This is a genomic window from Carboxylicivirga fragile, from assembly GCF_050589805.1.
GTDB classification, from domain to species: Bacteria; Bacteroidota; Bacteroidia; order Bacteroidales; family Marinilabiliaceae; genus Carboxylicivirga; species Carboxylicivirga fragile.
This window is the reverse complement of sequence record NZ_JBNGOY010000011.1, coordinates 43,016-66,822: the sequence shown is the minus strand read 5'-3', so window position 1 is coordinate 66,822 and position 23,807 is coordinate 43,016. Positions and strand designations below refer to the sequence as shown.

Here is a 23,807-nt window from a genome sequence, read left to right as displayed (position 1 = left end):
CAAAAAGAATATTAAACCTATTTTTCCTCGCGGTTATATAAAAAGGCTTTCCAACGCTCTTCAGGCATGTTAGCTTCTTCTAAGGCTGCTCGCGACAAACTGAAAAACAAATCGGATAAACGATTAATAAAAAACAGTATACTGCGCTCAACTGGATACTCTCTGTGAAGAGCAATTAATTTTCGCTCACCACGTCGAAGCTGACTACGCACCACATGACATAAAGCTGAAACTTCATTTCCTCCTGGCAGTATAAAATAATCTGATTTACTACTCAAACCTGCTTCAACTTCATCAATCCACTTCTCACAAAACTCAGCCATAGTCTCAGGCAAAGGCATGGTGTTTTTGTCTTTTTGATCAGCAGGTGTTGCCAAATGCGACATGGTATTCATCAACTCCACCTGTATTAAATGTAATTTATCTTGCCATGCATGATCAGGATCAAGCTTCGTTCTTAATAATCCAAGAAAAGAATTGACTTCGTCGAATGTGCCGTAACAATCTACACGTATGTCATCTTTGTTAACGCGGCTTCCACCCAATAATCCGGTTTGACCTCTATCGCCTGTTTTTGTATATATCTTCATCTGTTGTTTTTTATCGTATTTAACCAAAACAAGAAGTTGACATAAAGGTTGAGTTATATCCCAATTTTGTTCAACAAAAAATTGAAATCCTTGTTATGCTATCAACAAAACATGGACAATGAAGAAACTATCTGACATAAGAGAACACTACAATAAAGGTAATTTATTACGCAGTGAATTACTAGACGACCCCTATTTGCAATTTGATCTTTGGATGAAACAAGCCATCGATTCAGAATGTCTTCACCCAACGGCAGTCAATTTGGCAACCGTTGACTCACAACTTCGCCCTAGTACTCGCATTGTATTACTTAAAGAAGTGAGCGATGAAGGTTTTGTGTATTTCACCAATTACAAGAGCCAGAAAGGTAGCGAGCTGGAGCAAAGTAGTTTTGCTTGTTTAAATTTTTTCTGGGCAGAGCTAGAACGTCAAGTTCGAATTAGCGGCGAAGTTAAAAAAGTAGAGCCTGCAAAATCAGATGAATATTTTCAATCGCGTCCCCGTGAAAGTCAATTGGGCGCCTGGGCCTCAGAACAAAGTAGTTTGGTTAAAACAAGTGAGGATCTTCAGGCCAGATACAATGAGCTGGAAAAACAATACGAAGGCAAAAACATTCCTCGCCCCGAACACTGGGGAGGATATGTACTTATGCCTAATAAAATCGAATTCTGGCAAGGCCGTAGCAATCGCATGCACGACCGATACCTATATACTTTAGAGGCTAACACATGGAAGATTGAACAACTGGCTCCCTAATTGTTAGACTTGGTTAATTCATGGAATAAGCCCTCTAAACCAAGTTCAACTTGCGACAGAGCCAATATGATTAATTGCTGATCAACTGCTAATTTAAACAATAATGGTCGGATATCTTTTGAAGACTCCGACTTTACTCGGTAACTGGCTTTTCCATTTTTCTCACAGCTCAACACGCCATCTAGCTCGTTTATCAAGTTTATATCAATGGCCTTATCAAATTCAATGTTGACGATTGTTTCTTTTTCACCTTTGAGTTGATTCAAGTTATTAGATGGGGAATCAGCTATTAACTCACCTTGATTTAAAATAATAACACGCTCACAAATGGCCTCCACCTCCTGCATAATGTGCGTACTCAACATCACTGTCTTTTCTTTCCCCACGGTTCTTATCAAATCACGAATCTCTATAATCTGATTGGGATCCAAACCTGTTGTTGGCTCATCTAAAATCAAAACCTCTGGATCGTGAATTAAAGCTTGCGCCAAGCCAACACGCTGACGATAGCCTTTGGAAAGCATGCCTATTTGCTTGTGTTGCTCCAACTGCAAACCGGTTAATTCGATCACCTCTTGTACCTTATCTTTTGGCTTGGGTAACTTATAAATTCCAACTACCATCTCAAGGTACTCCTTTATATACATATCGAGATAAAGCGGATTATGCTCTGGCAAGTAGCCAATCTTTCGTCGATAATGGTTGCTTACTAGTTCGTTATTTAAACCACACACTTCAACGCTGCCTTCCGTTTGGCTTAATAAACCGGATATAATTTTCATCATGGTTGATTTACCAGCCCCATTTGGCCCTAAAAAACCAACAACTTCACCACTTGAAATTGAGAAGCTAACATCATCAAGCGCTTTCTGATTTCCAAATTTCTTCTGAATTCCTTTAACTACTATCGACATACTTTGTTATTCTTAATGGCAATAAAGTTATTAAAAAAGTAACAAGCATCTCAAAGTAAAGATGAATGCTTTGTATTACATTTGTCAATTGCCACATTTAAAATGTTGTAAACAAATAAAAGTCATGCAAGAACAAGCACTATACTGCGAAGATTTATTCAATTATCATCGCAACCCAACACGTAAGGTAAAAGTAGGTAACACAAGTATTGGCGGTGATGCTGAGATACAAATACAGTCGATGACCACCACCAACACAATGGATACGGATGCAACCTGCAATCAGGTTAAATCCATTGTTGATGCTGGGGCTGATATTGTTCGCATTACAACACAAGGTAGAAGCGAAGCCAAAAATCTGGTAAACATTAAATCAATTCTGAGCAAAGATAATTATACCACACCTATTGTAGCTGACATCCATTTCAACCCTAATGCTGCGGAGATTGCTGCAGCCAATGTGGAAAAAGTTCGTATCAACCCAGGTAACTTTGCTGGTGGCGCTAAAAAATTTAAGCTCATCGATTATACCGATGAAGCTTATGCCGAAGAATTGGAAGTGGCCAAAAGTAAGTTGAAACCATTTATACAGATATGTAAGGACAATAACACCGCCATCCGTATTGGTACAAATCACGGTTCTCTTTCTGATCGAATTATGAGTCGCTATGGCGATACGCCCCAAGGTATGGTTGAATCGTGCCTCGAATATTTGCGCCTATGTGAAGAACTCGAATTTCGCGACATCGTATTAAGTATCAAAGCGAGTAATACACGCATCATGGTGCACACCGTTCGTTTGTTGGTTGCATCGATGAAAAAAGAAAACATGAACTACCCGCTTCACCTAGGTGTTACCGAAGCTGGTAGCGAAGATGAAGGGCGCATCAAATCGGCCGTTGGCTCAGGTGCACTTTTAGCCGACGGGCTGGGCGATACCATTCGTGTTTCACTAACAGAAGATCCTGAGAAAGAAGTACCTGTTGCCACTAAACTGGTTGACTATATTAATAAACGTGCAAATCACGAGTCCATAGATCCAATTCCTGTAAAATCATTTACTCCTTTTGAATATAACCGACGTAAAACTAAAGCTGTATTAAATATTGGAGGTGATAATGTTCCTGTTGTCTTAAGCAAATTTATTGAAAGTGCTCAACAAGCCGATTACAATGTGGTTCATTCCATTCAGGAAATGACTAATCCTGAACTAAAATACATTATCCCTTATTCACTTTGGGATAATGAACGAGAGAATGTTTACCCATGTTTTTCTTCCGATCAGTTTTTAAGCGAACCCAAATTACCAAAGGTCATCTTTCTTAGTTTATCCCTACCTGAGCTTAATGAGGATGTTATTAAGAAGTTAAAGGAAAACACCAATGTGGTAATCGTTTTGAGTTCCAATCATATAAATAAACCAATTGAGCAACGTGCTTTCATCTTTAAGATGGATGAACTTGGTTTAGAACATCCTGTTGTTTTAAATAACACTTACAAAGAGGATAATACAGAAGATCTGCAAATTAAAGCGGCTGCAGATGCCGGTATATTATTTCTGGATGGATTAGTTGATGGCTTGTTGTTAAAGAACGAAGGTTCAATAAGTCTGGAAACCATAAACGAGACGAACTTTGGTATTTTACAAGCATCAAGAGTTCGATTTACAAAAACAGAATTCATTTCTTGTCCGGGGTGTGGACGAACCTTATTCGATCTGCAAGACACAACTAAACAAATTAAAGCTAAAACATCGCATCTTAAAGGTTTAAAAGTTGGCGTGATGGGTTGTATCGTAAATGGTGTTGGCGAAATGGCCGATGCCGACTATGGTTACATTGGATCAGGGCCTGGAACTGTCAGCTTATTTAAGAATAGGGAGATGGTAAAACGCAATCTTCCTAAAGCAGAAGCTGTAAATGAGTTGATAAATTTGATAAAAGAACACGGCGATTGGTTCGATCCCGAAGGGTAAAACGGGCTGTTTATCAAGAAAAGTTACTTAATCGTGGATTTTTTAGCTGTCAGGTAATTAAAATTTTGCAATGGTGCGGATGTTTTTTTAAATTGCATCACCCAAAAAATAACATTGAATCAGGCCTACATGAAAAAAATATTATTTGCATGTCTTGTTGCAGTTGTTTCTTTTAGCAGTTTAAGTGCTGGAGAGATGACCTTAAAGGGTTCCTTTCAAGGGGAAAACCTCTATGTTAAAAATCCTTTTGCAGCATCTGGTGTTGGTTTTTGCGTGTACGAAGTTACCGTGAACGGGCAAACAACTACAGACGAAATAAACTCAAGTGCATTTGAAGTGGATCTTTCCGTTTTTCAATTTGCCATTGGACAAGCCATTAGTGTTGGCATTAAATACAAAGATGATTGTGCTCCTAAGGTACTTAATCCTGAAGTATTAAATGCTCGCGCCACATTTGAAATTACTAATATGAATGTGACGGATGGTGAATTAACTTGGTCATCAAAAGGTGAATCAGGTGAGTTACCATACATCATAGAGCAGTTCAGATGGAATAAGTGGGTGCGTGTAGGTGAAATTAATGGTACAGGAAATAGTGCTGGCAGTGATTACAAAGCATCTGTTCGTCAGCATGTAGGTGAAAACAGATTCCGCCTTAAGCAAGTTGATTACCGAAAAAAACCACGTTATTCAGAAGAAGTTAAATTTATTTCGACCAAGGCTGAAGTAACTTTCTCACCAACTAGAGTTGATGACATCATTAACTTTTCAGCACCTACATTGTATGAGATTTACGACGAATACGGTGGCATTGTATTTAAGGGTTATGCTGAAGAAGTAAAAGTAGGTTCTCTCGAAAAGGGAAAATACTACATTAATTACGATAATAAAATGGAGATGTTCTCTAAAAAATAAACTGATTCAATCAGTCTGAAAAGGTGACCATTTTACATGAGTCACCTTTTTTTATGCAAAATTATCAGATATTACCACTATTAAGCTTGCATTTAATAATCAAATTAAGCTACAATAAAAACAAATCATTAATTTTGCAGTCCTGAAAATATATAAGATTTACAATTATGGAACAGAAACGTCGGACGAGAATTGTTGATTTACTTAAAACAAGTGAAATTGGTCAACAAACAAATGTTAAAGGTTGGGTTAGAACCAAACGTGGGAATAAACATGTTAATTTTATAGCATTAAATGACGGCTCATGCATCCATAATCTTCAAATAGTTGTTGACGTACCTAATTTTGACGAGGAACTATTGAAACGTATCACGACTGGTGCTTCGGTTTCCATCATCGGTGAAATTTGCGAATCGACAGGAAGCGGGCAGAAAGTTGAAATACAAGCTAAAGAAATAGAAATACTTGGCGATTGTGATGTTGACAAGTATCCTTTGCAGCCTAAAAAGCATAGTTTAGAATTCTTACGCGAGATTGCTCACCTTCGTTTTCGCACGAATACCTTTGGAGCGATTGCACGCGTTCGTCACTCAATGATTTTTGCCGTGCATGAATTCTTCACTAAAAAAGGCTTCCTAAACATTCACACACCAATCATTACCGCATCGGATGCTGAAGGAGCTGGTGAGATGTTTAAGGTAACAACCTTGGATCTTGATAACACGCCTAAAACAGAGGAAGGTCAGATTGATTATTCTAAAGATTTCTTTGGTAAGGCCACAAACCTAACGGTATCAGGTCAGTTAGAAGGCGAGTTAGCAGCCTTGGCAATGGGTGAGATTTACACCTTTGGCCCTACTTTCCGTGCCGAGAATTCAAATACAACACGTCACTTATCTGAGTTTTGGATGATTGAGCCTGAGATGGCTTTCTACAACCTGGACGATAACATGGATTTGGCTGAGGAATTCCTGAAATACCTCATCAAATATGCGCTAGACAATTGCTCGGATGATCTTAAATTCTTGAGCCAACGCTTACAAGAAGAAGAGAAAAACAAAAAAGCAGATGAACGCTCGATGGAATTGATCGAGAAGTTGGAGTTTGTTTTAGCTCACGACTTTATACGTTTGACATATAGCGAAGCCATTGATATTTTGAAGAATTCAAAACCTAATAAGAAAGGTAAATTTAAATATCCTATCACTGGTTTTGGAAGTGATCTTCAATCGGAACACGAACGCTTCTTAGTTGAGAAGCACTTTAAGAAACCAGTTATCTTAACTGATTATCCGAAAGATATTAAGGCATTCTACATGAAACTTAATGACGATGGAAATACAGTTAGAGCAATGGATGTTCTTTTCCCTCAAATTGGTGAAATCATTGGCGGATCGCAACGTGAGGATAGCCTCGAAAAGCTTACTGGCCGAATGAAAGAGATGGATATTCCAGAAGAAGAAATGTGGTGGTATTTAGATACGCGTCGTTTTGGATCGGTTGAGCACAGTGGCTTTGGTTTAGGATTTGAACGCATGATGTTATTTGTAACTGGTATGGGTAACATCCGCGACGTGATACCATTCCCTAGAGCACCTAAAACAGCTGAATTTTAGAATATTATTCACAATTGATATACAAGGGAATCCAACAATGGGTTCCCTTTTTTTTGTTGAATAAAATAAAAAAGTGATATTGTAATAAAATAAGGATGCTTGAATGACCGAACTTAAAGGCATACATCATACATACAAGCTAGATTTATCAGAAAAAAATAAACGAGATTTTATCGCTTATCGCGCACATGATGAGCATAAAGTATTACTTTATAAATGCAGCGATACCTTTTCCAAGCCATCAGCCTACAATACACTACTTTCTATAGTTCACCCTAATATTAATAATCCCATTGATATTATTCGTATTGGAGGTGTTACTTATATGGTTAGTGAATTGCTTGAAGGAACGAGCTTAAAAACAATACTTGAAACTCGTAAACTCTACCATAAGCTCCCTGAATCCTTTTTTATTTCGCTTGCAATTAAAATACTTGAAGCACTGGCGGAACTTCATAAGCATAAGGTGCTTCATCTCGACATTAAACCATCCAATATCCTAATCAGAGACACTATTGACCTTCATCCTTCAAAATGGAATGCTGACAAAGTACTTATCACTAAGCTTGAAAAAGCAGCGCATTACCCAATAAGCAATAATCACAATCGCTTTTCGTTAGCCTATAGCCCACCCGAACAGTTAACAAACAAGATGCAATTGGTATCACCATCAAGCGACCTCTATGCGCTTGCAATAATGCTATATGAGATGATCGCAGGAAGTCCGCCTTTTGTCGATTGTGAGGTCGACATGTTGCTTCAACTACAACTATCTTACCCCATTAAAAAACGTCCTTCAATGCGACAAGAGTTTTTTGATATTATAAATAAGGCAACGCAAAAACCAGCATCGGTAAAAGTAAGAGATAACACCTATGATCAGGTACTTGGTAAAGATTTAATTGACAATATCAACCATCGCTATCAGCTTGCAGAGGAAATGATTGCTGACTTAGAACAATACAAGCACCTCATTAAAGAGAAAAGAAACATTTCATTGTGGAATCGATTCCTAAGGCTAATTGGGCAATAGGTTATAGCAGAATGCCGTAAAAAACGATGATGGCGCCTAAAAAATAACCAGCGTGGACTTGCAATGGCGAATGCGCTTTTAAATAGAGTCGAGCGGAACCAAGCAGACCTGAAAAGATGACAATCAGTGAAAAAACAATCCATACATCCAAACCAAAACGCATTGAAAGAGCTAATATAGCACCTGTCAGCCCACCAATTCCGATCATGTGCATGCTTATTTTCCAAAATAAATTAATGAGCATAGCCACCGAAATAGCAATGATTGTTGCCAACATAAATCCCTTAATAAATGATGGGACTACAGAAATGCGCAGTAGGAAAAAGTAACCAAGTAAGTAGAACAAACCCGTAAAAATTAGAGGCAGTATACGTTCCTTCCGCTCCTTCATATACATACTTTTTATTACACCAAGCAAAAGAAAGAGTGGCATAATGCTAAGTGGCAATATGCATGTGCTTAAAAACACAATCAGATAAACAATGCGTTGATGATCGGCTGGCATGTATGAGAAATGACCTCCCACATTAAATATTAGAAATAAACCTAATATTGGAATAACCAAAGGGTGAAGGATGGTTGAGATGATTTTTGAGAAATAACTCATAAATAATGAAAGGGCTTTATAATTCTTTACGCAAACGCGCCACAGGAATTCCTAATTGTTCACGGTATTTAGCTACTGTTCGTCGAGCAATATTATAAGATTTTTCCTTCAGAATACTAGCCAACTTATCATCTGTAAGCGGTTTTCGCTTGTTTTCATTACTAATACATTCCTCCAATATTTTCTTGATCTCTCTCGTACTAACTTCCTCTCCCGTGTCTGTCTGCATTCCTTCAGAGAAGAAATATTTTAGAGAAAAAATACCAAAATGTGTTTGAATGTATTTACTGTTCGATACGCGTGATATTGTTGAAATATCCAGATTGGTAATTTCGGCAATATCTTTCAAAATCATGGGCCTTAATTTTGTTTCGTCGCCCTCGGCAAAATAAGCCTTCTGATAATCGATAATAGCTTCCATAACTACCATTAAAGTATTCTGACGTTGTTTAATGGCATCAATAAACCATTTCGCAGAATCCAACTTCTGCTTAACAAACATCACCGCATCTTTCTTATCCTTCGTTTGATTTTTCTTATTGGCACTGTAATCCTCCAACATATCAGCATAAGTATTGCTAATACGTAGTTCTGGCACATTCCGATTGTTTAAGCTTAGCTGGAATTTCTCATCCTCAATCTCTAAGATAAAATCAGGAATAATGTGCTGAACCGTTTTTGCCATGGTATTACTGTACGAACTACCAGGTTTAGGATTCAGTTTTAATACCTCAGCTAAAGCATCTTTTAACTCATCTTCGTCGATGTGTAAGCGCTTAGTTATTTTATCGTAGTGCTTGCGAGTGAATTCATCAAAATGATACTTCAGCACTTGAAAAGCATTTTCCACATCCGGGAAAGTACGATCCTTGCGTTGAATCTGAAGCAACAAACACTCTTGTAAATCACGAGCAGCCACACCAGCCGGATCAAAATCCTGAATAACTTCAAGTACATCTAGGGTTTCACGCTCATCCACTTCAATATTTTGCGCAAATGCCAAATCATCTATAATCTCATCAATTTCACGACGCAGGTAGCCATCTTCATCAATGTTACCAATGATGTATTCAGCTATGTCTCTTTGTCTGTCGTTTAATCTACGTAAGCCCAATTGCGCCACAAGGTGCTCATGAAAAGTAGCTCCTGTTGAAAAAGGAATATCTTCATGTTTATCATCCTTCGAAAAATTACGCGATTGCAACTTGTATGCAGGAATATCTTCATTGTTGATGTATTCATCAATCGACAACTCATCCTTTTCTGATTCTTTTTCACGAACTTCAGGCTCATCCTTATCCGGATCAGATTGCTCTCGTTCCAATTCTAAAATCGGATTTTCTTCAATTTCTTTTTTAATACGTTGCTCTAATTGAGCTGTTGGTATCTCAAGTAATTTTATCACCTGAATTTGAAGAGGTGATAATTTTTGAAGAAGCTTTTGTTGTAAATTCTGTTTTAACATCCCTAATAATCTTTTCTCATAACATACCGTCCACCGACAGAATCAGATTTTATTTCTTCATTCGCAAGACAAGCGGTTTGCCTTTCAACAAAATTAAGATTAATTCGTCAAAACCGACAATTTAGGTACAGTTTTTGATGAATGACAATAAAAAAGGCAGTCAATTTTGACTGCCTTTTTACATATAATGCTTGTATTCTACTATTTCTTAACAAAACGGTAGTGCGATCCAAAGCGCTCAAATGCTGCTTTGTCAAGCATTTCCTGGTGATCAGGATGAGCAACCGAAATAATTGCTTTGGCTCTCTCTTGCATTGTTTTAGCATACAAGTTAACCGCTCCATACTCAGTTACAAACCAGTGCATATTGGCACGAGTTGTTACTACACCTGAACCTTCAAGTAATGTTGGGGCGATTTTTGACATGCCTTTAGCCGTTACAGAAGGCATTGCAATAATTGGTAAACCACCTTTTGAATAACCCGCTCCACGAATAAAGTCAATCTGACCACCAACACCTGAATAGTGAGTTGTACCAATTGAATCGGCACATACCTGACCAGTAATATCAACCGCTAATGCAGAGTTAATTGCTGTTACTTTATCGTTCTGACGAATTACATTCACACTGTTTGTGTGACGAACATCCATCATGGCAACCATTGGGTTGTCATCAATAAAGTCATAAAGCTCCTGCGATCCCATTAGAAAAGATGCTACCATCTTACCTGGATCAATTTGTTTACGACGTCCATTAACAACTCCTGATTCAACCAAAGGAAGAATTCCATCAGCAAACATCTCAGTGTGTACACCTAAATCTTTGTGATTTCCAAGCTGAGCTAAAACGGCATTTGGAATACCACCAATACCCATTTGCAAACAAGCTCCATCCTCAATTAATTCTGCAACATTCTTACCAATGGCAATGTCTGTTTCAGTTAAGTTACCCATGTCATGTGTGTACAATGGGCTATCATCTTCAACAAAATAATCAATCTCACTTTTGTGAAAAATAGCATCACCCCATGCACGCGGCACATTTGGATTAACAGCAGCAATTACAACATCAGCGCACTCGATAGCAGCTTTTGTAGCATCTACCGAAGTTCCCAACGAAACAAATCCATGCTTATCAGGCTTCGAACACATGATCATCGCCACATTAACCTTTAGGTATCCTTCGCGCATTAACTTCTGTGTTTCACTCAAGAATACCGGAATATAATCGGCATAACCAGCTTGTGTTTGCTTACGAAGGTTGCCTCCCACAAAAAATTGCTCCGACACAAAGATTCCTTCAAACTCAGGATCAGCGAAATCAACTTTATCTTCAATATGAATATGTTGAATTTTTACATCCACAAATTCCTTATTGCGGCCACGATCAACCATGGCTTGAATAAGTTTATGAGGTGTAACAGCGACACTACTCAAATGAATTCTATCTCCAGACTTAATTACTTTAACAGCTTCCGCTGCTGACACGGCTTTATAACTCATGTATTTATATTTATAGAATTATTTCTTTAATTGGAGGTGCAAAAATATAAAAATATGATCGGATGCTACGATTTATTTACAATTTTTAGCATTAAAGTCCATATTTAAAACAATTCTGAAATGAAACACTTTTTAAGATTTTGAATTGTAAGACAAACCATAAGGAGCTGTTAATTAATCTTTACAAATGAATGAGAATTTACTACCTTTAATTAAGCTTTAAACAACCGACTTATGAAGTATTTATTCCAAATATTATTTCTATTACTTTTGTTTGTTTCGTGTCAGAGTGCAAAGCACAGTAGTAATAGTGAAAATGACAAACATGAAATTAGTATTGCTCAGAATGACTCAGTTGAGTACGAACTCATTGTTTTTGACTCACGTTTTGAAACCTATTTAGTAACTCAACCACATCCTCAATGGTTTTATTCGGATGAGTATTACAAACAATGGAATAACAGATACACCATAGAGTGGAACATCAGGCATGGTAATCCTCTTCACTATGGCGACTTTTACGAAACTCACATACCGTATGATTTAAATACGGATTACGGTATTGAATTTAACTTTCGACTGTATCATTATTTTCAATTCATTGAAAAAGAATATAACATTGTATTAATAAGCCGGCGAGGAACTACTTAGCTTTCCCCTTTATTCCAACCGCTAGAATTGCTCCAACTAAAACTAGTGCTGCCCCAACATAGGCCATAAAAGGTACTTCTTTGATAGGGAACCATTGCGTATCCATCAATAAAAGCACCTCGAGCAATAAGAATGTAATAATTGGGTTCATGGTAATAACAATGCTAATCCGGTTTGCTTCAGCATATTTAAAAGAGGCGGACAATGTGCCATAAGCAACAACAGTATTAAGCCCTAGTGCAACCATCAACAACCAAACCCAAGGTTCATGGGGCATAGCAAACTGTGAAAAATTCACCAACGGTAAAAACAACAAAACAGGTAAGCCAAAAACAATAAGGTTGATTTGGTGTGGAGGCCATTTAGTGACCAAACGTTTATTGACAACCGCATACCCTGTCCATGAGCAAGCAGCAAATAGTATCCAAGCTACACCTTTTATAAGTTCATCTTTATCAGCAATAGCTGCGTTTAATTGATAAACATAGAATAGGATGAAACCAATAGCTGCAATTCCAAAACCCAATGCGCGCAAAGCATTTATTGATTCCTTAAAAAATAAGAAACCAATTAAACCTAATAGTACCGGCCCAGCTTGAATCACCACTTGGGTTACCGCAGGGCCAGCATAATTGACGCCTTGCATGTAACCAATATAATTACCACCAAGTAGCACTGCTGCTAATAGCATCATCCAAGGTGGTTTCTTATAAATCTTTAAAAGTTCAGGTTGTTTAATCGCAAAATATCCTGCTAAAATTATACTTGCAACAAAAAAACGAAACCATACCACGGTATAGGCATCGAAATGTTTTAAAGATACTTTTAAAGCAATGGCCAATACTCCCCATAAAATAGCTGTTGTTCCAGCTAATAAAACTCCTTTGGTTTGATTTTGCATTTTCTAAAACGAATTAAGTCCTCCCAATTAACAACAAATAGTGAAAAAAGATGTGGAAATTACAGAAATATGATAAAATGATAAGAAATTGAAATAAAAATAAAACCTCACGAAACAAATTATTTTCAAATTCAGTTATATTTGTGGAAATTAAAAAGACCTAAAGAAATGAGACGTACTTTTTCAATCGCATCAATAATAATTGCAACAATAGTCGTATTGGCTTCTTGCAACATGGGTAATAAAAAATCGTCAGAACAAAAAGCCCCAGAAATTAAAAAGGAAATCGTAGAGAAAGAAGTGAGAGAATTTGTTTATCCGCTTCCTACTTCATTTGAAGTAACTGAAATGTTAAATCGCATTGAAGCATCTTACATACTTTCTTTATCCAACCCGGTAAGTAATGTTGATAAGTATTTCACTGAAAAAAATCAAGCCTTGAACCTGGGTATTTATAGTGCTGATTTAAGTTATGCCAGCACCTACAACCAAAAGCAAGAAACAGTTGACTTTATGAATGCTTCAAAAAAGCTAATTGACAAACTGGATATTTCTGCTGCTTTGGATAAAGACTTATTAACTACCATTGAAAACAACCTTGACAACAAGGATCAAATGGTAGATGTTATCACCAATTCATTCTACGATACCTATGAGTATTTAAATAAGAATGATCGTAGCTCTGTTTCAATGTTGGTAATTGCAGGTAGTTGGGTTGAAGCTTTGTACATTTCAACACACATATCAGAGGATACATTCAACAATCGTGAAATGGTTTCAATAATTATGGAACAAAAAGAGCCGTTGAATAAGTTGATGACAATCTTAAAAGAACATGCAACAAACGAAGATGTAAAAGCTACCATTGAGGATCTAAAAATCTTAAACGAGATTTATAACAGCATCGACAGTGGAAGTATAACGCAAGATCAACTAAAAGCCATTGAAGACAACGTAGCTGTAGTGCGCGAGAAGTTTGTATCGTAATTTATAGCACATATGACAATATACTAGGGAAACCGTATGGTTTCCCTTTTTTATTTCAGCAAGTCAATGAAAAATTATTATCTTGACTGACCAAAGTAAAACCCGATTGCATGAGTGAATTGCTACTAGAGGCCTTAATGCAAATTTTCGCCTTACTAACCGACCAAAGAGAAGAACAGGAAACTGGTCAGGGGGTAGTAGAGGTGAAAAATTTCCTTTCGCGTAACCTAAATAGTGAGTTTGTTGACCAAGCCATAGAACGCTACGATTTTTATGTTGAGAAATATCATGAGAACTCGTACAGTAAGGATCAGGCCAAGCGCGAAAAGCAGGTATCATCTAACATGCATCTGCTTAAAACCATTTGCGATCAATTAAATCAAGAACTAGAGCAAAGCACCAAATTCCTATTGGTTACCAACATGCTTAATTTCATCATGCGCGACGAACACGTATCTGATGAAGAGGGGCTGTTTACCGATGCACTAGCAGTACATTTAAAACTCGAAGAAGATGAATATAAAAACCTTCGAGATTTTATTGTGGGTTATCCTTTAGACGTAGAATCAAAAGATCGACTTCTTTTAATTAGTGGTCAGCAAGAAAAGCCTGAAGAAGATATAAAGCACATCTACAATCCTAAACAGCAAATTTTTGTTTGGGTTCTACACATTAAAGCCACCAATCAATTTGTGTTCCGTTATTCAGGTAGCCGAAATTTATATCTGAATGGTCATATTATTGAGCAAAATCGAGCAGCAGCTTTATCGCCTGGATCAGTAATTAAAACATCGCGTATTTCGCCGGTATATTACGGAACCATTTCAGAAAAATTTATTGCTCGCCCCGATCGGGCACGTATTGTTTATCGAGCCATCGACATTGAATACAAATTTAATTCAAGTACCATTGGCATTCATCCATTTAGCTTTACCGGAAGGTCGGGACAACTGGTGAGTATCATGGGAGGTAGTGGAACAGGTAAATCAACCTTGCTCAATGTTCTGAATGGTAATTTAAAATTAGATAATGGACAAATAACCATAAATGGTTACGATGTCAATAGTGAAGATGAATCTCTTCAAGGTGTTATCGGATATGTACCTCAGGATGATTTATTAAAGGAAGAGTTAACGGTATTTGAGAATTTATACTACAATGCCCGCTTGTGCTTCAGTCATTTATCCAAAGAAGAAATTAATGAGTTGGTTGAAAAAGGACTTCACGATTTTGATTTGGTTGAAGCTCGTGATTTAGTTGTAGGTTCTCCTTTGAATAAAATTTTAAGCGGAGGCCAACGTAAACGACTTAATATTGCCCTTGAACTAATTCGCGAACCTTCTATACTATTTGTTGATGAACCAACATCGGGTTTATCCTCAATGGATTCGGAAAAAGTTATGGTATTATTGAAACGTCAAACTTTAAAAGGGCGTTTGGTTATCATTAATATACATCAACCAAGTAGCGATTTATACAAACTCATTGACAAACTACTGATCATTGATAAAGGCGGGCGCATCATTTATAACGGGAATCCTACCGATGCCATCACTTACTTTAAAAAGATGGCTAATTACGTCAACCCTGATGAGAGCGAGTGTTACATCTGTGGTAATGTGCAAACCGAACAACCACTTCGTATTATTGAGTCGCGTATGGTAAATCCGTACGGAAAGTTTATTCGTCAACGGAAAGTTTCACCAGAAGAGTGGTATGATCACTACATTGAAAAGTTTGAAAGCAAATTTGAGTGGAAGCAAAAAGGCCAAAATCAGAAGAAAGAAAGACTTCCGCATAACCTTTATAATATCCCAGGGCGTTTAGAGCAGTTCAAAATTTATTTTCAACGTGATTTTTTATCGAAAATAAAGAACAAGCAATACATTCTGATTAACATGCTTGAAGCGCCTATTTTGGCATTAATACTTGGCTTTTTTACAAAGTTTATTAGTGGCGATGGCGGCAATGAATCAACTTACGTTTTCAGCAATAACGTTAATTTACCAGCCTATTTATTTATGTCGGTTGTGGTTTCTCTTTTTCTTGGACTAACAGTGAGTGCCGAAGAGATATTTAAAGACAAAAGACTGCTACAACGTGAATCCTTTCTGAACCTGAGCCGATCTAGTTTTCTTAATGCCAAGGTGGTTATCATGTTCATCATCTCAGCTATACAGACATTAAGTTTTGTTTTAATCGGCAATTACATACTTGAGGTACAGGGGCTAACACTAAGCTATTGGTTGATCTTATTAAGTACCGCTTGTTTTGCCAATATGATTGGTTTAAATATTAGTAGTGGTTTAAATTCAGTCGTAACAATTTACATACTAATACCTCTGATACTAGTTCCTCAACTCTTGTTTAGTGGTGTAATTGTTGGGTTTGACAAACTGCATCGTACCATTGCATCCGAAGAGTATGTTCCTCGCATTGGTGATTGCATGACCTCAAGATGGTCGTACGAAGCACTGGCTGTTAACCAATTCTGCAACAATAAATACGAACGATTATTTTTTGATGTTGAGAAAAGGATAAGTACATCATCGTATAAAAGCACTTTACTTATTCCGGAATTAATAACCCTAAATAAGGTCTGTAAAAAATTACGTAGCCAGGGTGAAACTGAGGAATTACAATCTCAATCCCAATTGCTAATCAATGAGATCCAGAAGTTACTGGATGTAAAAACAACACATTACCCTGCTTTATCATTCTTTTTAAGTGGTCGAGCTAATTTTTCGGAAGATACTTATAACAGACTTGATAAATTCTTGAAAACAGAAAGGGTTGTTCAACAGACAGAATATAGAGAAGCCAAGAAAGAGAAGGATCAATTATTTAGTCAACTAATTAATGAGTTTGGCTCAAAAGAAGCATTTCTTGAATTCAAAAAGACTTATCAGAATGAAGCTATTGAGGAACTGGTATTAAACAAACGGGAACTTCAACAAATAGAAACTAGCTCCAACTCCATCATCCAAAAGAAACATCCTATTTTTAAAGATCCAGTTTCTCATTTGGGAAGAGCACATTTTTATTCACCATCAAAAAACGTACTCGGTCTATCCATACCAACAGCCTTGTTTAATACTTTAATCATTTGGCTCTGGATTGCTTTCTTTTACATCACTCTTTATTTTGATGTGCTAAGGAAAATAATTAGATACTTCGAGACCTTTAAATTGAGACGATTAAACAAGCGACTTCAATCAATACGACCATAAAACAAAAGGATGCTCACAAAGCATCCTTTCTTAGTTTAAATAACTACAAAGGTTTTACTGGCACACAAATATCAACAGTAAAAATACCATTCTTAGGTTCTTCATTGTACATTTCAAAACATGGTTTGTCATCGGGTTGGTAACCACTGGCTGGCATCCAACTAGAATAAACCCATTGCCATGCTTCGGCAAACTGTGTTGCATCAACTTCGAATCGGGCTACCATGTACTGACCACCTTCGATTCTCATTTTACCAACCTCACCATCGACTTTGGTATCTTCTGGGGCACTGATACAAATGCTGGTGCGCAATTTCATTTCCTCTGTAATGTTAGGGTCATCGTGATAAACAGCCATGGAAACCATATTAGGATTGCCAACCAAACCTCTTGGGCCTGCCCATGCAAAAAGCTTGTTCCATAAACCTTTAAATAATTCTTCGTTACCTTTGTATGGTCCAATGTGACGCACATAAACAACTGTTCTTTCCGGAAGTGTTTTCACTTCAACTCCTTTGTTTAATTCCATATTAGTCTTCCATTTAATAGTGTTAGTACTTGCACAAATGTACATGGAAAGACTATCATCAGCTTGTTGGAGCTTGCTATTGACTTGACTGATCTTGCTATTTTCTTTAGCTGTTCGAAATTGCGTTGCACTTTGCTTAAACTGTTGCTTAAACTTACGTGAGAAAACGGATGCATCGGAGTAACCACAGCGAAAAGCAACTTCGGTAATGGGCAAATCAACATTACTTTTCAGCAAATTAGCAGCTCGTTCAAGGCGTACTCTGGTAATAAAATTAAAAGGTGTTTCGCCAACAACACCCTGGAAAATACGATGGAAATGAAACTTAGAAAAATTAGCAACCGCGGCTAATTCGTCAAGCGTAAATTGCTTTGAGAAATTGGCATCGATATAGTCGATGGTTTTATTTATACGATGTCTGTATTCATTTTTTATTTGAACATTTTCGAATTTCATGCGGTCTAGGCTTTCTTTATCTATATTTTACGAGCTACAATTATATCCCTTTTTATAGATTTATCAACCATGTGTTCAAAATTTGCATATGGGTCTTCCGAAAGAACTTCAAAACCATGGCTTGATAAAATCTGTTCCAGTTTCACCTTCGCTGCCACAAATACATTCCAGGCTAGCACAATAACACCACCTTTTTTCAAAACCTTAAACCAACCATCAGCACATTGCTCTATCATTTCGGATGGGTTACGTGTAATTGAAGCAGATCGATGTGTTGAACTGTTGCCATGGGCAATACCATAGGGTAAATCACCAACTATCAAATGAAAGGTATTCGCCTTGAAATAGCTCTCTACATTTTGTGAAGATCCGTTTACGTAGGCTAGCTTTCGTTTTAACTCCTCTATTTTAAACATTTCTTTTGTGGGCGCAAACTCAAATTCCTGAACGTAAATTGCTTCCTTCTTGTTGTTTCCCGAAATTTGCCTTTTATCATTTTGGTGTTTATATCGTTCAGTTTGAATAAACTTCTTAAAGAAAACAGTGGCTTCATGCACCGATTTACTTTCAATCTCTATTCCCGTAGCATTAAAACCATAAACACTCGCTTCGAATAAAGTTGTGCCACGTCCAGCTACAGGATCGAGTAATTGAATATTTGTATCATAGTTGAAGTTACTTGATAACAAAGCCACATTCACCATCATTTTTGTAAACAGTTCATTTGTTTTACCGGGATACTTTAATAAAGAGCTTATTTTAGCATCAACATAAGCATAATCTTTTATTGCTATAGGCTTCAAACATTCTTCGCCATCAATATTAAGTACTTTATAAATTGCGAATACAAATGATAGGCGAGACAGTACACCTATATCATTCGAGGATAGTTCACTTTCAACTTCAAATGATAAATATCGAATCTCAGCTATTTCAATAAGCCTAACAGCTCTGCATGGTGTTTCAAATTTAGAGCCAGCAATTTGAAGTTCAGCCAAAGCCAACTCGCCTGCTACATTATAATAAACTCGATTATGCCCTGGGTGTTGAAGTATTAAGTATTGAGTCATTTTTATCATATATTCGAAGTACTAACGATCTCTAGTATCTCTAATTAATGGTATAAAGTTATGGATATATTTTTACAGATTGTAATTGGAATGATTTTTGTTAAATTAAAAACCCTATAACTTAAATCAAAAATTATGAAAATTAAATCAACTGTACTATTAATGATTTTGGTATTCGGCTCATTTTTCAACAATGGTATAATCGGTCAACACACAGGAGGTCTACCTGCGCTATTCGATGAATATGATAAACTTCAAATAATTGAAGGCGAAACTGAGGAACAATATGAAGGCTCACCATATCTTACGAACGATCAGTATGATCACCAATTGACGTTTGATGATCAGATATATACAGATCTACACTTACGCTTTAATATTTACAGTGAAGACATGGAAATCGAGATCGACGAGAAATATCGAGTAATTCCCAAAAATAAGCTGTTTACCCACTTTTCAATAGGTAATCATGATTTTCTCTATATTGACAATTTTAAAAACAAAAAACAAAAAAGATGCTATCTCGAGCGTCTTGCAACTACAGATCATATTTCCTTCTATAAAAAACATCGAATTAATTTGATAAAAGCAAAAAGCCCAGAACCATATCAAGAAGCTAAAAAGGCAAAATTTGTATCTATCAGTCCTATTTACTTCATTTCAATTGATAATAATACTCTGCAATCATTTACTTCTAAAAAAGACCTTCTTGACTTATTTCCAAATATAAAACCAGAAATAAAATCCTATATCAAAAAAAACAAAGTGAAATTTAATAATGAAGATGATCTTATTGAAACCTTAGCGTTTACGGATACATTATTAAACTAATCTTTTCGAGACAAAATAAGTTCTTTGGTCTTGAATGAATCAAGACCAAAGAACTCAATATAGATTAAAACGGAAAATCATCCTCAACAGGAACCGATAAACTTTCTTCCTCTTTGGGTTTATCAGCCACTTGATGAACAGCATTACCATTTACGTAGATAGCTTTATAAGGAGCATCTACCGGGCAAGGATATTCACAAGCGCCACAACCAATACAAATATCCTGATCAACCTCTGGAATTAACAATTTTCCTTCATAAGGAATCATATTAACTGCCTTTGTCGGACAATGTTCTGAACATGCTCCGCAGTCAGTTCCATCGGTGTAAACCACACAGTTTTCTTTGACAAACACAGCTTTACCCAATTGCGTCTGCTGTTTCTCTTCAATGGGAATACTTAAAATAGCACCTGTTGGACAAACATTTCCACAACCACGACAATCAAAATTACAATAACCAGAAAGGTAATCCATATGCGGTTGCATAAATCCTTTTAAGCCATACTGCATCGTAGCTGACTGAAGAACTTGAGTAGGACAAGCTGCCACACACAGGCCGCATCCTGTACAAATTTCATTAAACCGGTTAATTCCAATTGCTCCTGGAGGTGCCACGGGGTAGTCCTTTTCATTTATCAGAAGTTTAGAAGTATCAATTGGTTTCTTAAGCTCTGCTAATACTTTTGAACCAACTAACAAACTAAGACCCGTAGCTATTGCAACCCTTCTTCCCTTATCCTCACTTGTTGAATTGATGGTGTTTTTCTTCTCTTTTTTTGATGTTAAATCTAAAGCCAATTCAGGACATACATCTAAACAATTAAAACAATCGACACAGCGAGAATGATCAACCTTCATGTTTTTTACATCAATGCATTCACTTTTACAAACACCAATGCAACTGCCACATTTAGTGCATTTGTCGGTATCAAACTTAATTTTCAGGAAGGATACCTTAGACATTAAACCTAGGAGTGAACCAACAGGACAAAGGGTATTACAAAATAATCGCCCCCGCTTATACGACATGTATGCTATTGTAATAAGTAAGGCCAATGATAAGGTAATTACGAACCAGGGAGCTGCTACTAATTTCACCGGATTGAGGTTATATACTTCAAATTTGTGCAGAGCCAATGCTGATAAATTATTTATACCAACAATTATAGGCCGAATTAAATAGGTAACAATCCGCCCAAAGTTACTATAAGGATCAAGAAGAGTTATAAACAAATTGAAGCCGGCAAACATACTAACAACAGTAATTCCAAGAATAGAATAGCGAAGTGCGGGATAACCCTTTTTCTTTTTATAAAATAGCTTACGACTTGAACGTTTTCGAGCAATGTAACTAAATATATCTTGCAAAATCCCAAGAGGACAGACCGTACTACAGTACGCTCGACCAATCAGCAAAGTGATTAATAGAACTATAAAAAATCCAATAGCTCCCCAAGCTAAGGTTTGGATAAATTTCAGCAAAGAAGGAACCATCTGCAGAAATAATATCTCCTCAACCGTTTCATTTGCATACTTCTCATAGATATCCAAAAACAGGGACAGAGTCAAAATAAAAAACAAGAGTGAAAGCACCACTCTTGTTCTTTTTAAAGTCTTATAAGTCATTATTGCGATTTTAAAAACGACACTATGGTTACGCCATCTTTTGCTTACTAATACTTAGTTCTTCCAAATTCATATTACCCAAGTTCATGTCATGAGCAATTTGAATATGTCCTATATCGGCAGGTTCTAAGCTAAACATTTTTGCAGCAGCAGCGTCGGCAGCTACAATATCAGTTGATGCAATTAATGCCTTTAGGTTCGTAACATCAGCAACAGATACACCACGTGGCCCATTCTTGGTCATCATGTTATAACCATCAATGATATTTAAATCAGGTTTAACCGCCGTATAAAAATCAGCTATACACTGGTGTAAATCGTTTGAATGATAGAATTTACGATCCCATACTACGCCCATCAGATTCTTAAGAGCTAAAGAAATACGTGTGCTACTATGATGCTTCATCACGGGAACATTAATGAAAACATCCGATTCGAGAATCAATTTGTGCACCTTGGCTTTTTTCAGCTTAACGCCATTGGGTATATCTATCTCCTTATAAAATGTCTCCGTATTACCTGGCACCATTTTACCTCCTGCAGCTTCCACTTCTGCTTTAATGCCGCTATTTCGATAACATCTATCCCACTTATTACAAGTATTATCAAACACATACACTTCGGAAGCACCTGCCTCAACACAACGTTTAACAATGTGCCCAACAAGCTCAGGGTTAGTGTTAGCAGCTCTTTCGGGTGGCGCGTCCCAACCAATATTAGGTTTAACTACCACTTTCTGACCCGATTTTACATAGTTCGAAATTCCACCAATCGCCTCAATAGCTCTGTCGAACATATCTGGTCCATTTCCACCTCGCACAGCTGCTAAGTCGTAATTAGCCGTTGCTGGCTTACCATAAACCTGATCTAAACCTCCAAATAAAGGGAATGCTCCGCTTAATAAACCTGCTCCAACACCTGTTCTTATAAAATCTCTTCGCTTCATGATGTATTTTTTAAGTACTGAAATTTACTAAAAAATGTGCTAGGTCGGTTTGAGCATCAACTATTTGAATTGGATATAAATAAAAAAGGCGGACCCCAACGATCCGCCAATTCTATTATATTACGAGAGTTTAATAATCTTTTTGTGCAATCAATTCACCGGTTTCGTTCCAAATTTTCCACGATCCTACCTTCTCTCCCTTAGCATATAACATCTCATAACGCATAATGCCTTTCTCATCCCAGATAAACCACTTTCCATCTTTTAAGCCATCTTTATAGTTAGCTTCACCGGTTTTGGTTCCATTTTCATCATAGGTAAACCAAGTTCCATCCATCTTATTATTTTTGAATGAACGTACTTCATTTACTTGTTTGTTATCAAAGTAAAGAGTTGTAACTCCATTTTTTTCACCATTGACAACATTCATCTCAACTTTCTTATTTCCTGATTCGAAATATTCGATATAAACGCCTGTGTAAAGCTTATTATCTTGATCATAAAACATACCCTCCTTTTCGATTAATTGAGCATTAACCAAAGAAGATATTCCAACTAGAAGTGCGAATAAAATAACTAACTTATTCATATGATTTCATTTTATAGTTAATATTAATCTCCCAAAAGCCCTGTGTGTATTAGCTCTATGCGTATCAATAATACGTAATGAAATCCATAAAGATTAACACAAAGTTAACATTAAATTTACAATTGCTAAAGATTGTACTGATTTTTCAATGTTAAGTTTTACTTCTTACTGATTTACTGACAAATACAAGCAAAAAAAATAGCGACCCAAACTGAGTCGCTATTTTTTATTAAAATATTTTTGCTTACAAACTAGCCTTTAGTTTTATCGCCACATCACTAGTTTTCTTAGTATCTATCGATTGTGCTTTATCTTTGTATGACACATAATCAACTGACATGGTATAAACACCGTTTGAAATTCCTTCAAATTTAAACATGCCATCAAAATCAGTATAAGCAACTTTGTCAGTTCCTTCAAGAACGATTTTAACGCCCACTAAACTTTCTCCGCTTACTTCATCAGTAATTGTACCCGAAATAGATGTGATGGCATTAGCGGCACTTACTTTTTCTTTTACATCGTTCTTGTCATTTGCAAGTGTACTTGATGCGAATAAAAATAATGCGGCTATTAATAATATCTGTGCTTTCATAATTGTCTTGTTTTATTTGA

At 36.7% G+C, this 23,807-nt stretch carries 21 protein-coding genes; 9 read left to right on the top strand and 12 right to left on the bottom strand.

The window, feature by feature from the left end; genetic code table 11:
- Window positions 1-17: 17 nt before the first annotated feature.
- Window positions 18-590 carry a cob(I)yrinic acid a,c-diamide adenosyltransferase gene (locus ACRD7B_RS06475; RefSeq protein WP_430823673.1) on the bottom strand — a complete coding sequence of 191 codons (573 nt, stop codon included), beginning with the start codon at window positions 588-590 and terminating at the stop codon, window positions 18-20.
- Window positions 591-708: 118 nt separating this feature from the next.
- Between ACRD7B_RS06475 and pdxH the strand changes: the two genes are divergently transcribed.
- On the top strand, window positions 709-1,347 hold the full coding sequence (pdxH, locus tag ACRD7B_RS06470) for a pyridoxamine 5'-phosphate oxidase (protein WP_430823672.1): 639 nt from the start codon (window positions 709-711) through the stop codon (window positions 1,345-1,347).
- Here pdxH and gldA read toward each other — a convergent pair.
- Window positions 1,344-2,261, bottom strand: a complete 918-nt coding sequence (gldA, locus tag ACRD7B_RS06465) for a gliding motility-associated ABC transporter ATP-binding subunit GldA (RefSeq protein ID WP_430823671.1) — start codon at window positions 2,259-2,261, stop codon at window positions 1,344-1,346. The genes pdxH and gldA overlap by 4 nt on opposite strands.
- 124 nt (window positions 2,262-2,385) lie before the next feature.
- On the opposite strand from gldA, the gene ispG reads away from it, so the two are divergent.
- The 4 genes from ispG to ACRD7B_RS06445 all read left to right on the top strand — a co-directional run bounded on the left by ispG (window position 2,386) and on the right by ACRD7B_RS06445 (window position 7,800).
- Window positions 2,386-4,236 carry a (E)-4-hydroxy-3-methylbut-2-enyl-diphosphate synthase gene (gene ispG, locus ACRD7B_RS06460; protein WP_430823670.1) on the top strand — a complete coding sequence of 617 codons (1,851 nt, stop codon included), beginning with the start codon at window positions 2,386-2,388 and terminating at the stop codon, window positions 4,234-4,236.
- 129 nt (window positions 4,237-4,365) lie between these two features.
- Window positions 4,366-5,151 carry a hypothetical protein gene (locus ACRD7B_RS06455; protein WP_430823669.1) on the top strand — a complete coding sequence of 262 codons (786 nt, stop codon included), beginning with the start codon at window positions 4,366-4,368 and terminating at the stop codon, window positions 5,149-5,151.
- Window positions 5,152-5,318: 167 nt separating this feature from the next.
- Entirely contained in the window at window positions 5,319-6,767 is a 1,449-nt protein-coding gene (gene asnS, locus ACRD7B_RS06450) for an asparagine--tRNA ligase (protein WP_430823668.1), read from the top strand.
- A 103-nt stretch (window positions 6,768-6,870) separates the two neighbouring features.
- Window positions 6,871-7,800 carry a serine/threonine-protein kinase gene (locus tag ACRD7B_RS06445; protein ID WP_430823667.1) on the top strand — a complete coding sequence of 310 codons (930 nt, stop codon included), beginning with the start codon at window positions 6,871-6,873 and terminating at the stop codon, window positions 7,798-7,800.
- 1 nt (window position 7,801) lies between these two features.
- Here ACRD7B_RS06445 and ACRD7B_RS06440 read toward each other — a convergent pair whose 3' ends face one another.
- The 3 genes from ACRD7B_RS06440 to ACRD7B_RS06430 form a co-directional block, all read right to left on the bottom strand.
- Window positions 7,802-8,407 carry a PAP2 family protein gene (locus ACRD7B_RS06440; protein WP_430823666.1) on the bottom strand — a complete coding sequence of 202 codons (606 nt, stop codon included), beginning with the start codon at window positions 8,405-8,407 and terminating at the stop codon, window positions 7,802-7,804.
- Between the two features lie 16 nt (window positions 8,408-8,423).
- Entirely contained in the window at window positions 8,424-9,872 is a 1,449-nt protein-coding gene (rpoN, locus tag ACRD7B_RS06435) for an RNA polymerase factor sigma-54 (protein WP_430823665.1), read from the bottom strand.
- A gap of 201 nt (window positions 9,873-10,073) precedes the next feature.
- Window positions 10,074-11,375 (bottom strand): acetyl-CoA hydrolase/transferase family protein, encoded by a 1,302-nt coding sequence (locus tag ACRD7B_RS06430; protein WP_430823664.1) that lies wholly within the window; start codon window positions 11,373-11,375, stop codon window positions 10,074-10,076.
- Window positions 11,376-11,609: 234 nt separating this feature from the next.
- Between ACRD7B_RS06430 and ACRD7B_RS06425 the strand changes: the two genes are divergently transcribed.
- On the top strand, window positions 11,610-12,026 hold the full coding sequence (locus tag ACRD7B_RS06425) for a DUF6146 family protein (RefSeq protein ID WP_430823663.1): 417 nt from the start codon (window positions 11,610-11,612) through the stop codon (window positions 12,024-12,026).
- Here the strand turns inward: ACRD7B_RS06425 and ACRD7B_RS06420 are convergent.
- Window positions 12,019-12,927, bottom strand: a complete 909-nt coding sequence (locus tag ACRD7B_RS06420; RefSeq protein WP_430823662.1) for a DMT family transporter — start codon at window positions 12,925-12,927, stop codon at window positions 12,019-12,021. The genes ACRD7B_RS06425 and ACRD7B_RS06420 overlap by 8 nt on opposite strands.
- A 168-nt stretch (window positions 12,928-13,095) precedes the next feature.
- On the opposite strand from ACRD7B_RS06420, the gene ACRD7B_RS06415 reads away from it, so the two are divergent.
- Complete coding sequence (locus ACRD7B_RS06415) at window positions 13,096-13,914, top strand: hypothetical protein (protein ID WP_430823661.1); 819 nt, start codon at window positions 13,096-13,098, stop codon at window positions 13,912-13,914.
- A 110-nt stretch (window positions 13,915-14,024) separates the two neighbouring features.
- Window positions 14,025-17,144, top strand: a complete 3,120-nt coding sequence (locus tag ACRD7B_RS06410) for an ATP-binding cassette domain-containing protein (protein ID WP_430823660.1) — start codon at window positions 14,025-14,027, stop codon at window positions 17,142-17,144.
- Window positions 17,145-17,187: 43 nt separating this feature from the next.
- On the opposite strand, the gene ACRD7B_RS06405 is transcribed toward ACRD7B_RS06410, so the two are convergent.
- A complete protein-coding gene (locus ACRD7B_RS06405) occupies window positions 17,188-18,129 on the bottom strand; it encodes an AraC family transcriptional regulator (protein WP_430823659.1) in 942 nt (313 codons plus the stop codon).
- Window positions 18,130-18,149: 20 nt separating this feature from the next.
- A complete protein-coding gene (locus ACRD7B_RS06400) occupies window positions 18,150-19,199 on the bottom strand; it encodes a TRM11 family SAM-dependent methyltransferase (RefSeq protein ID WP_430823658.1) in 1,050 nt (349 codons plus the stop codon).
- A 135-nt stretch (window positions 19,200-19,334) separates the two neighbouring features.
- Here ACRD7B_RS06400 and ACRD7B_RS06395 point away from each other — a divergent pair, with 135 nt between their 5' ends.
- Window positions 19,335-20,030 (top strand): hypothetical protein, encoded by a 696-nt coding sequence (locus tag ACRD7B_RS06395; protein WP_430823657.1) that lies wholly within the window; start codon window positions 19,335-19,337, stop codon window positions 20,028-20,030.
- Between the two features lie 64 nt (window positions 20,031-20,094).
- On the opposite strand, the gene ACRD7B_RS06390 is transcribed toward ACRD7B_RS06395, so the two are convergent.
- The 4 genes from ACRD7B_RS06390 to ACRD7B_RS06375 all read right to left on the bottom strand — a co-directional run bounded on the left by ACRD7B_RS06390 (window position 20,095) and on the right by ACRD7B_RS06375 (window position 23,787).
- Window positions 20,095-21,657 (bottom strand): 4Fe-4S dicluster domain-containing protein, encoded by a 1,563-nt coding sequence (locus tag ACRD7B_RS06390; protein WP_430823656.1) that lies wholly within the window; start codon window positions 21,655-21,657, stop codon window positions 20,095-20,097.
- 28 nt (window positions 21,658-21,685) lie between these two features.
- On the bottom strand, window positions 21,686-22,603 hold the full coding sequence (locus tag ACRD7B_RS06385; RefSeq protein ID WP_430823655.1) for a DUF362 domain-containing protein: 918 nt from the start codon (window positions 22,601-22,603) through the stop codon (window positions 21,686-21,688).
- A 130-nt stretch (window positions 22,604-22,733) separates the two neighbouring features.
- Entirely contained in the window at window positions 22,734-23,192 is a 459-nt protein-coding gene (locus ACRD7B_RS06380; RefSeq protein WP_430823654.1) for a toxin-antitoxin system YwqK family antitoxin, read from the bottom strand.
- Window positions 23,193-23,436: 244 nt separating this feature from the next.
- Window positions 23,437-23,787 carry a carboxypeptidase-like regulatory domain-containing protein gene (locus ACRD7B_RS06375; protein ID WP_430823653.1) on the bottom strand — a complete coding sequence of 117 codons (351 nt, stop codon included), beginning with the start codon at window positions 23,785-23,787 and terminating at the stop codon, window positions 23,437-23,439.
- Window positions 23,788-23,807 lie beyond the last annotated feature (20 nt).

Bases quoted from the DNA above. Each gene is read 5' to 3' on its own strand.
- asnS (WP_430823668.1), top strand. From the start codon at position 5,319: ATGGAACAGAAACGTCGGACGAGAATTGTTGATTTACTTAAAACAAGT.
- ACRD7B_RS06375 (WP_430823653.1), bottom strand. From the start codon at position 23,787: ATGAAAGCACAGATATTATTAATAGCCGCATTATTTTTATTCGCATCA.
- ACRD7B_RS06385 (WP_430823655.1), bottom strand. From the start codon at position 22,603: ATGAAGCGAAGAGATTTTATAAGAACAGGTGTTGGAGCAGGTTTATTA.
- ACRD7B_RS06380 (WP_430823654.1), bottom strand. From the start codon at position 23,192: ATGAATAAGTTAGTTATTTTATTCGCACTTCTAGTTGGAATATCTTCT.
- ACRD7B_RS06400 (WP_430823658.1), bottom strand. From the start codon at position 19,199: ATGACTCAATACTTAATACTTCAACACCCAGGGCATAATCGAGTTTAT.
- ACRD7B_RS06420 (WP_430823662.1), bottom strand. From the start codon at position 12,927: ATGCAAAATCAAACCAAAGGAGTTTTATTAGCTGGAACAACAGCTATT.
- gldA (WP_430823671.1), bottom strand. From the start codon at position 2,261: ATGTCGATAGTAGTTAAAGGAATTCAGAAGAAATTTGGAAATCAGAAA.
- ACRD7B_RS06455 (WP_430823669.1), top strand. From the start codon at position 4,366: ATGAAAAAAATATTATTTGCATGTCTTGTTGCAGTTGTTTCTTTTAGC.
- ACRD7B_RS06415 (WP_430823661.1), top strand. From the start codon at position 13,096: ATGAGACGTACTTTTTCAATCGCATCAATAATAATTGCAACAATAGTC.
- ACRD7B_RS06395 (WP_430823657.1), top strand. From the start codon at position 19,335: ATGAAAATTAAATCAACTGTACTATTAATGATTTTGGTATTCGGCTCA.
- ACRD7B_RS06405 (WP_430823659.1), bottom strand. From the start codon at position 18,129: ATGAAATTCGAAAATGTTCAAATAAAAAATGAATACAGACATCGTATA.
- ACRD7B_RS06475 (WP_430823673.1), bottom strand. From the start codon at position 590: ATGAAGATATATACAAAAACAGGCGATAGAGGTCAAACCGGATTATTG.
- ACRD7B_RS06425 (WP_430823663.1), top strand. From the start codon at position 11,610: ATGAAGTATTTATTCCAAATATTATTTCTATTACTTTTGTTTGTTTCG.
- ACRD7B_RS06430 (WP_430823664.1), bottom strand. From the start codon at position 11,375: ATGAGTTATAAAGCCGTGTCAGCAGCGGAAGCTGTTAAAGTAATTAAG.
- ACRD7B_RS06410 (WP_430823660.1), top strand. From the start codon at position 14,025: ATGAGTGAATTGCTACTAGAGGCCTTAATGCAAATTTTCGCCTTACTA.
- ispG (WP_430823670.1), top strand. From the start codon at position 2,386: ATGCAAGAACAAGCACTATACTGCGAAGATTTATTCAATTATCATCGC.
- rpoN (WP_430823665.1), bottom strand. From the start codon at position 9,872: ATGTTAAAACAGAATTTACAACAAAAGCTTCTTCAAAAATTATCACCT.
- pdxH (WP_430823672.1), top strand. From the start codon at position 709: ATGAAGAAACTATCTGACATAAGAGAACACTACAATAAAGGTAATTTA.
- ACRD7B_RS06390 (WP_430823656.1), bottom strand. From the start codon at position 21,657: ATGACTTATAAGACTTTAAAAAGAACAAGAGTGGTGCTTTCACTCTTG.
- ACRD7B_RS06445 (WP_430823667.1), top strand. From the start codon at position 6,871: ATGACCGAACTTAAAGGCATACATCATACATACAAGCTAGATTTATCA.
- ACRD7B_RS06440 (WP_430823666.1), bottom strand. From the start codon at position 8,407: ATGAGTTATTTCTCAAAAATCATCTCAACCATCCTTCACCCTTTGGTT.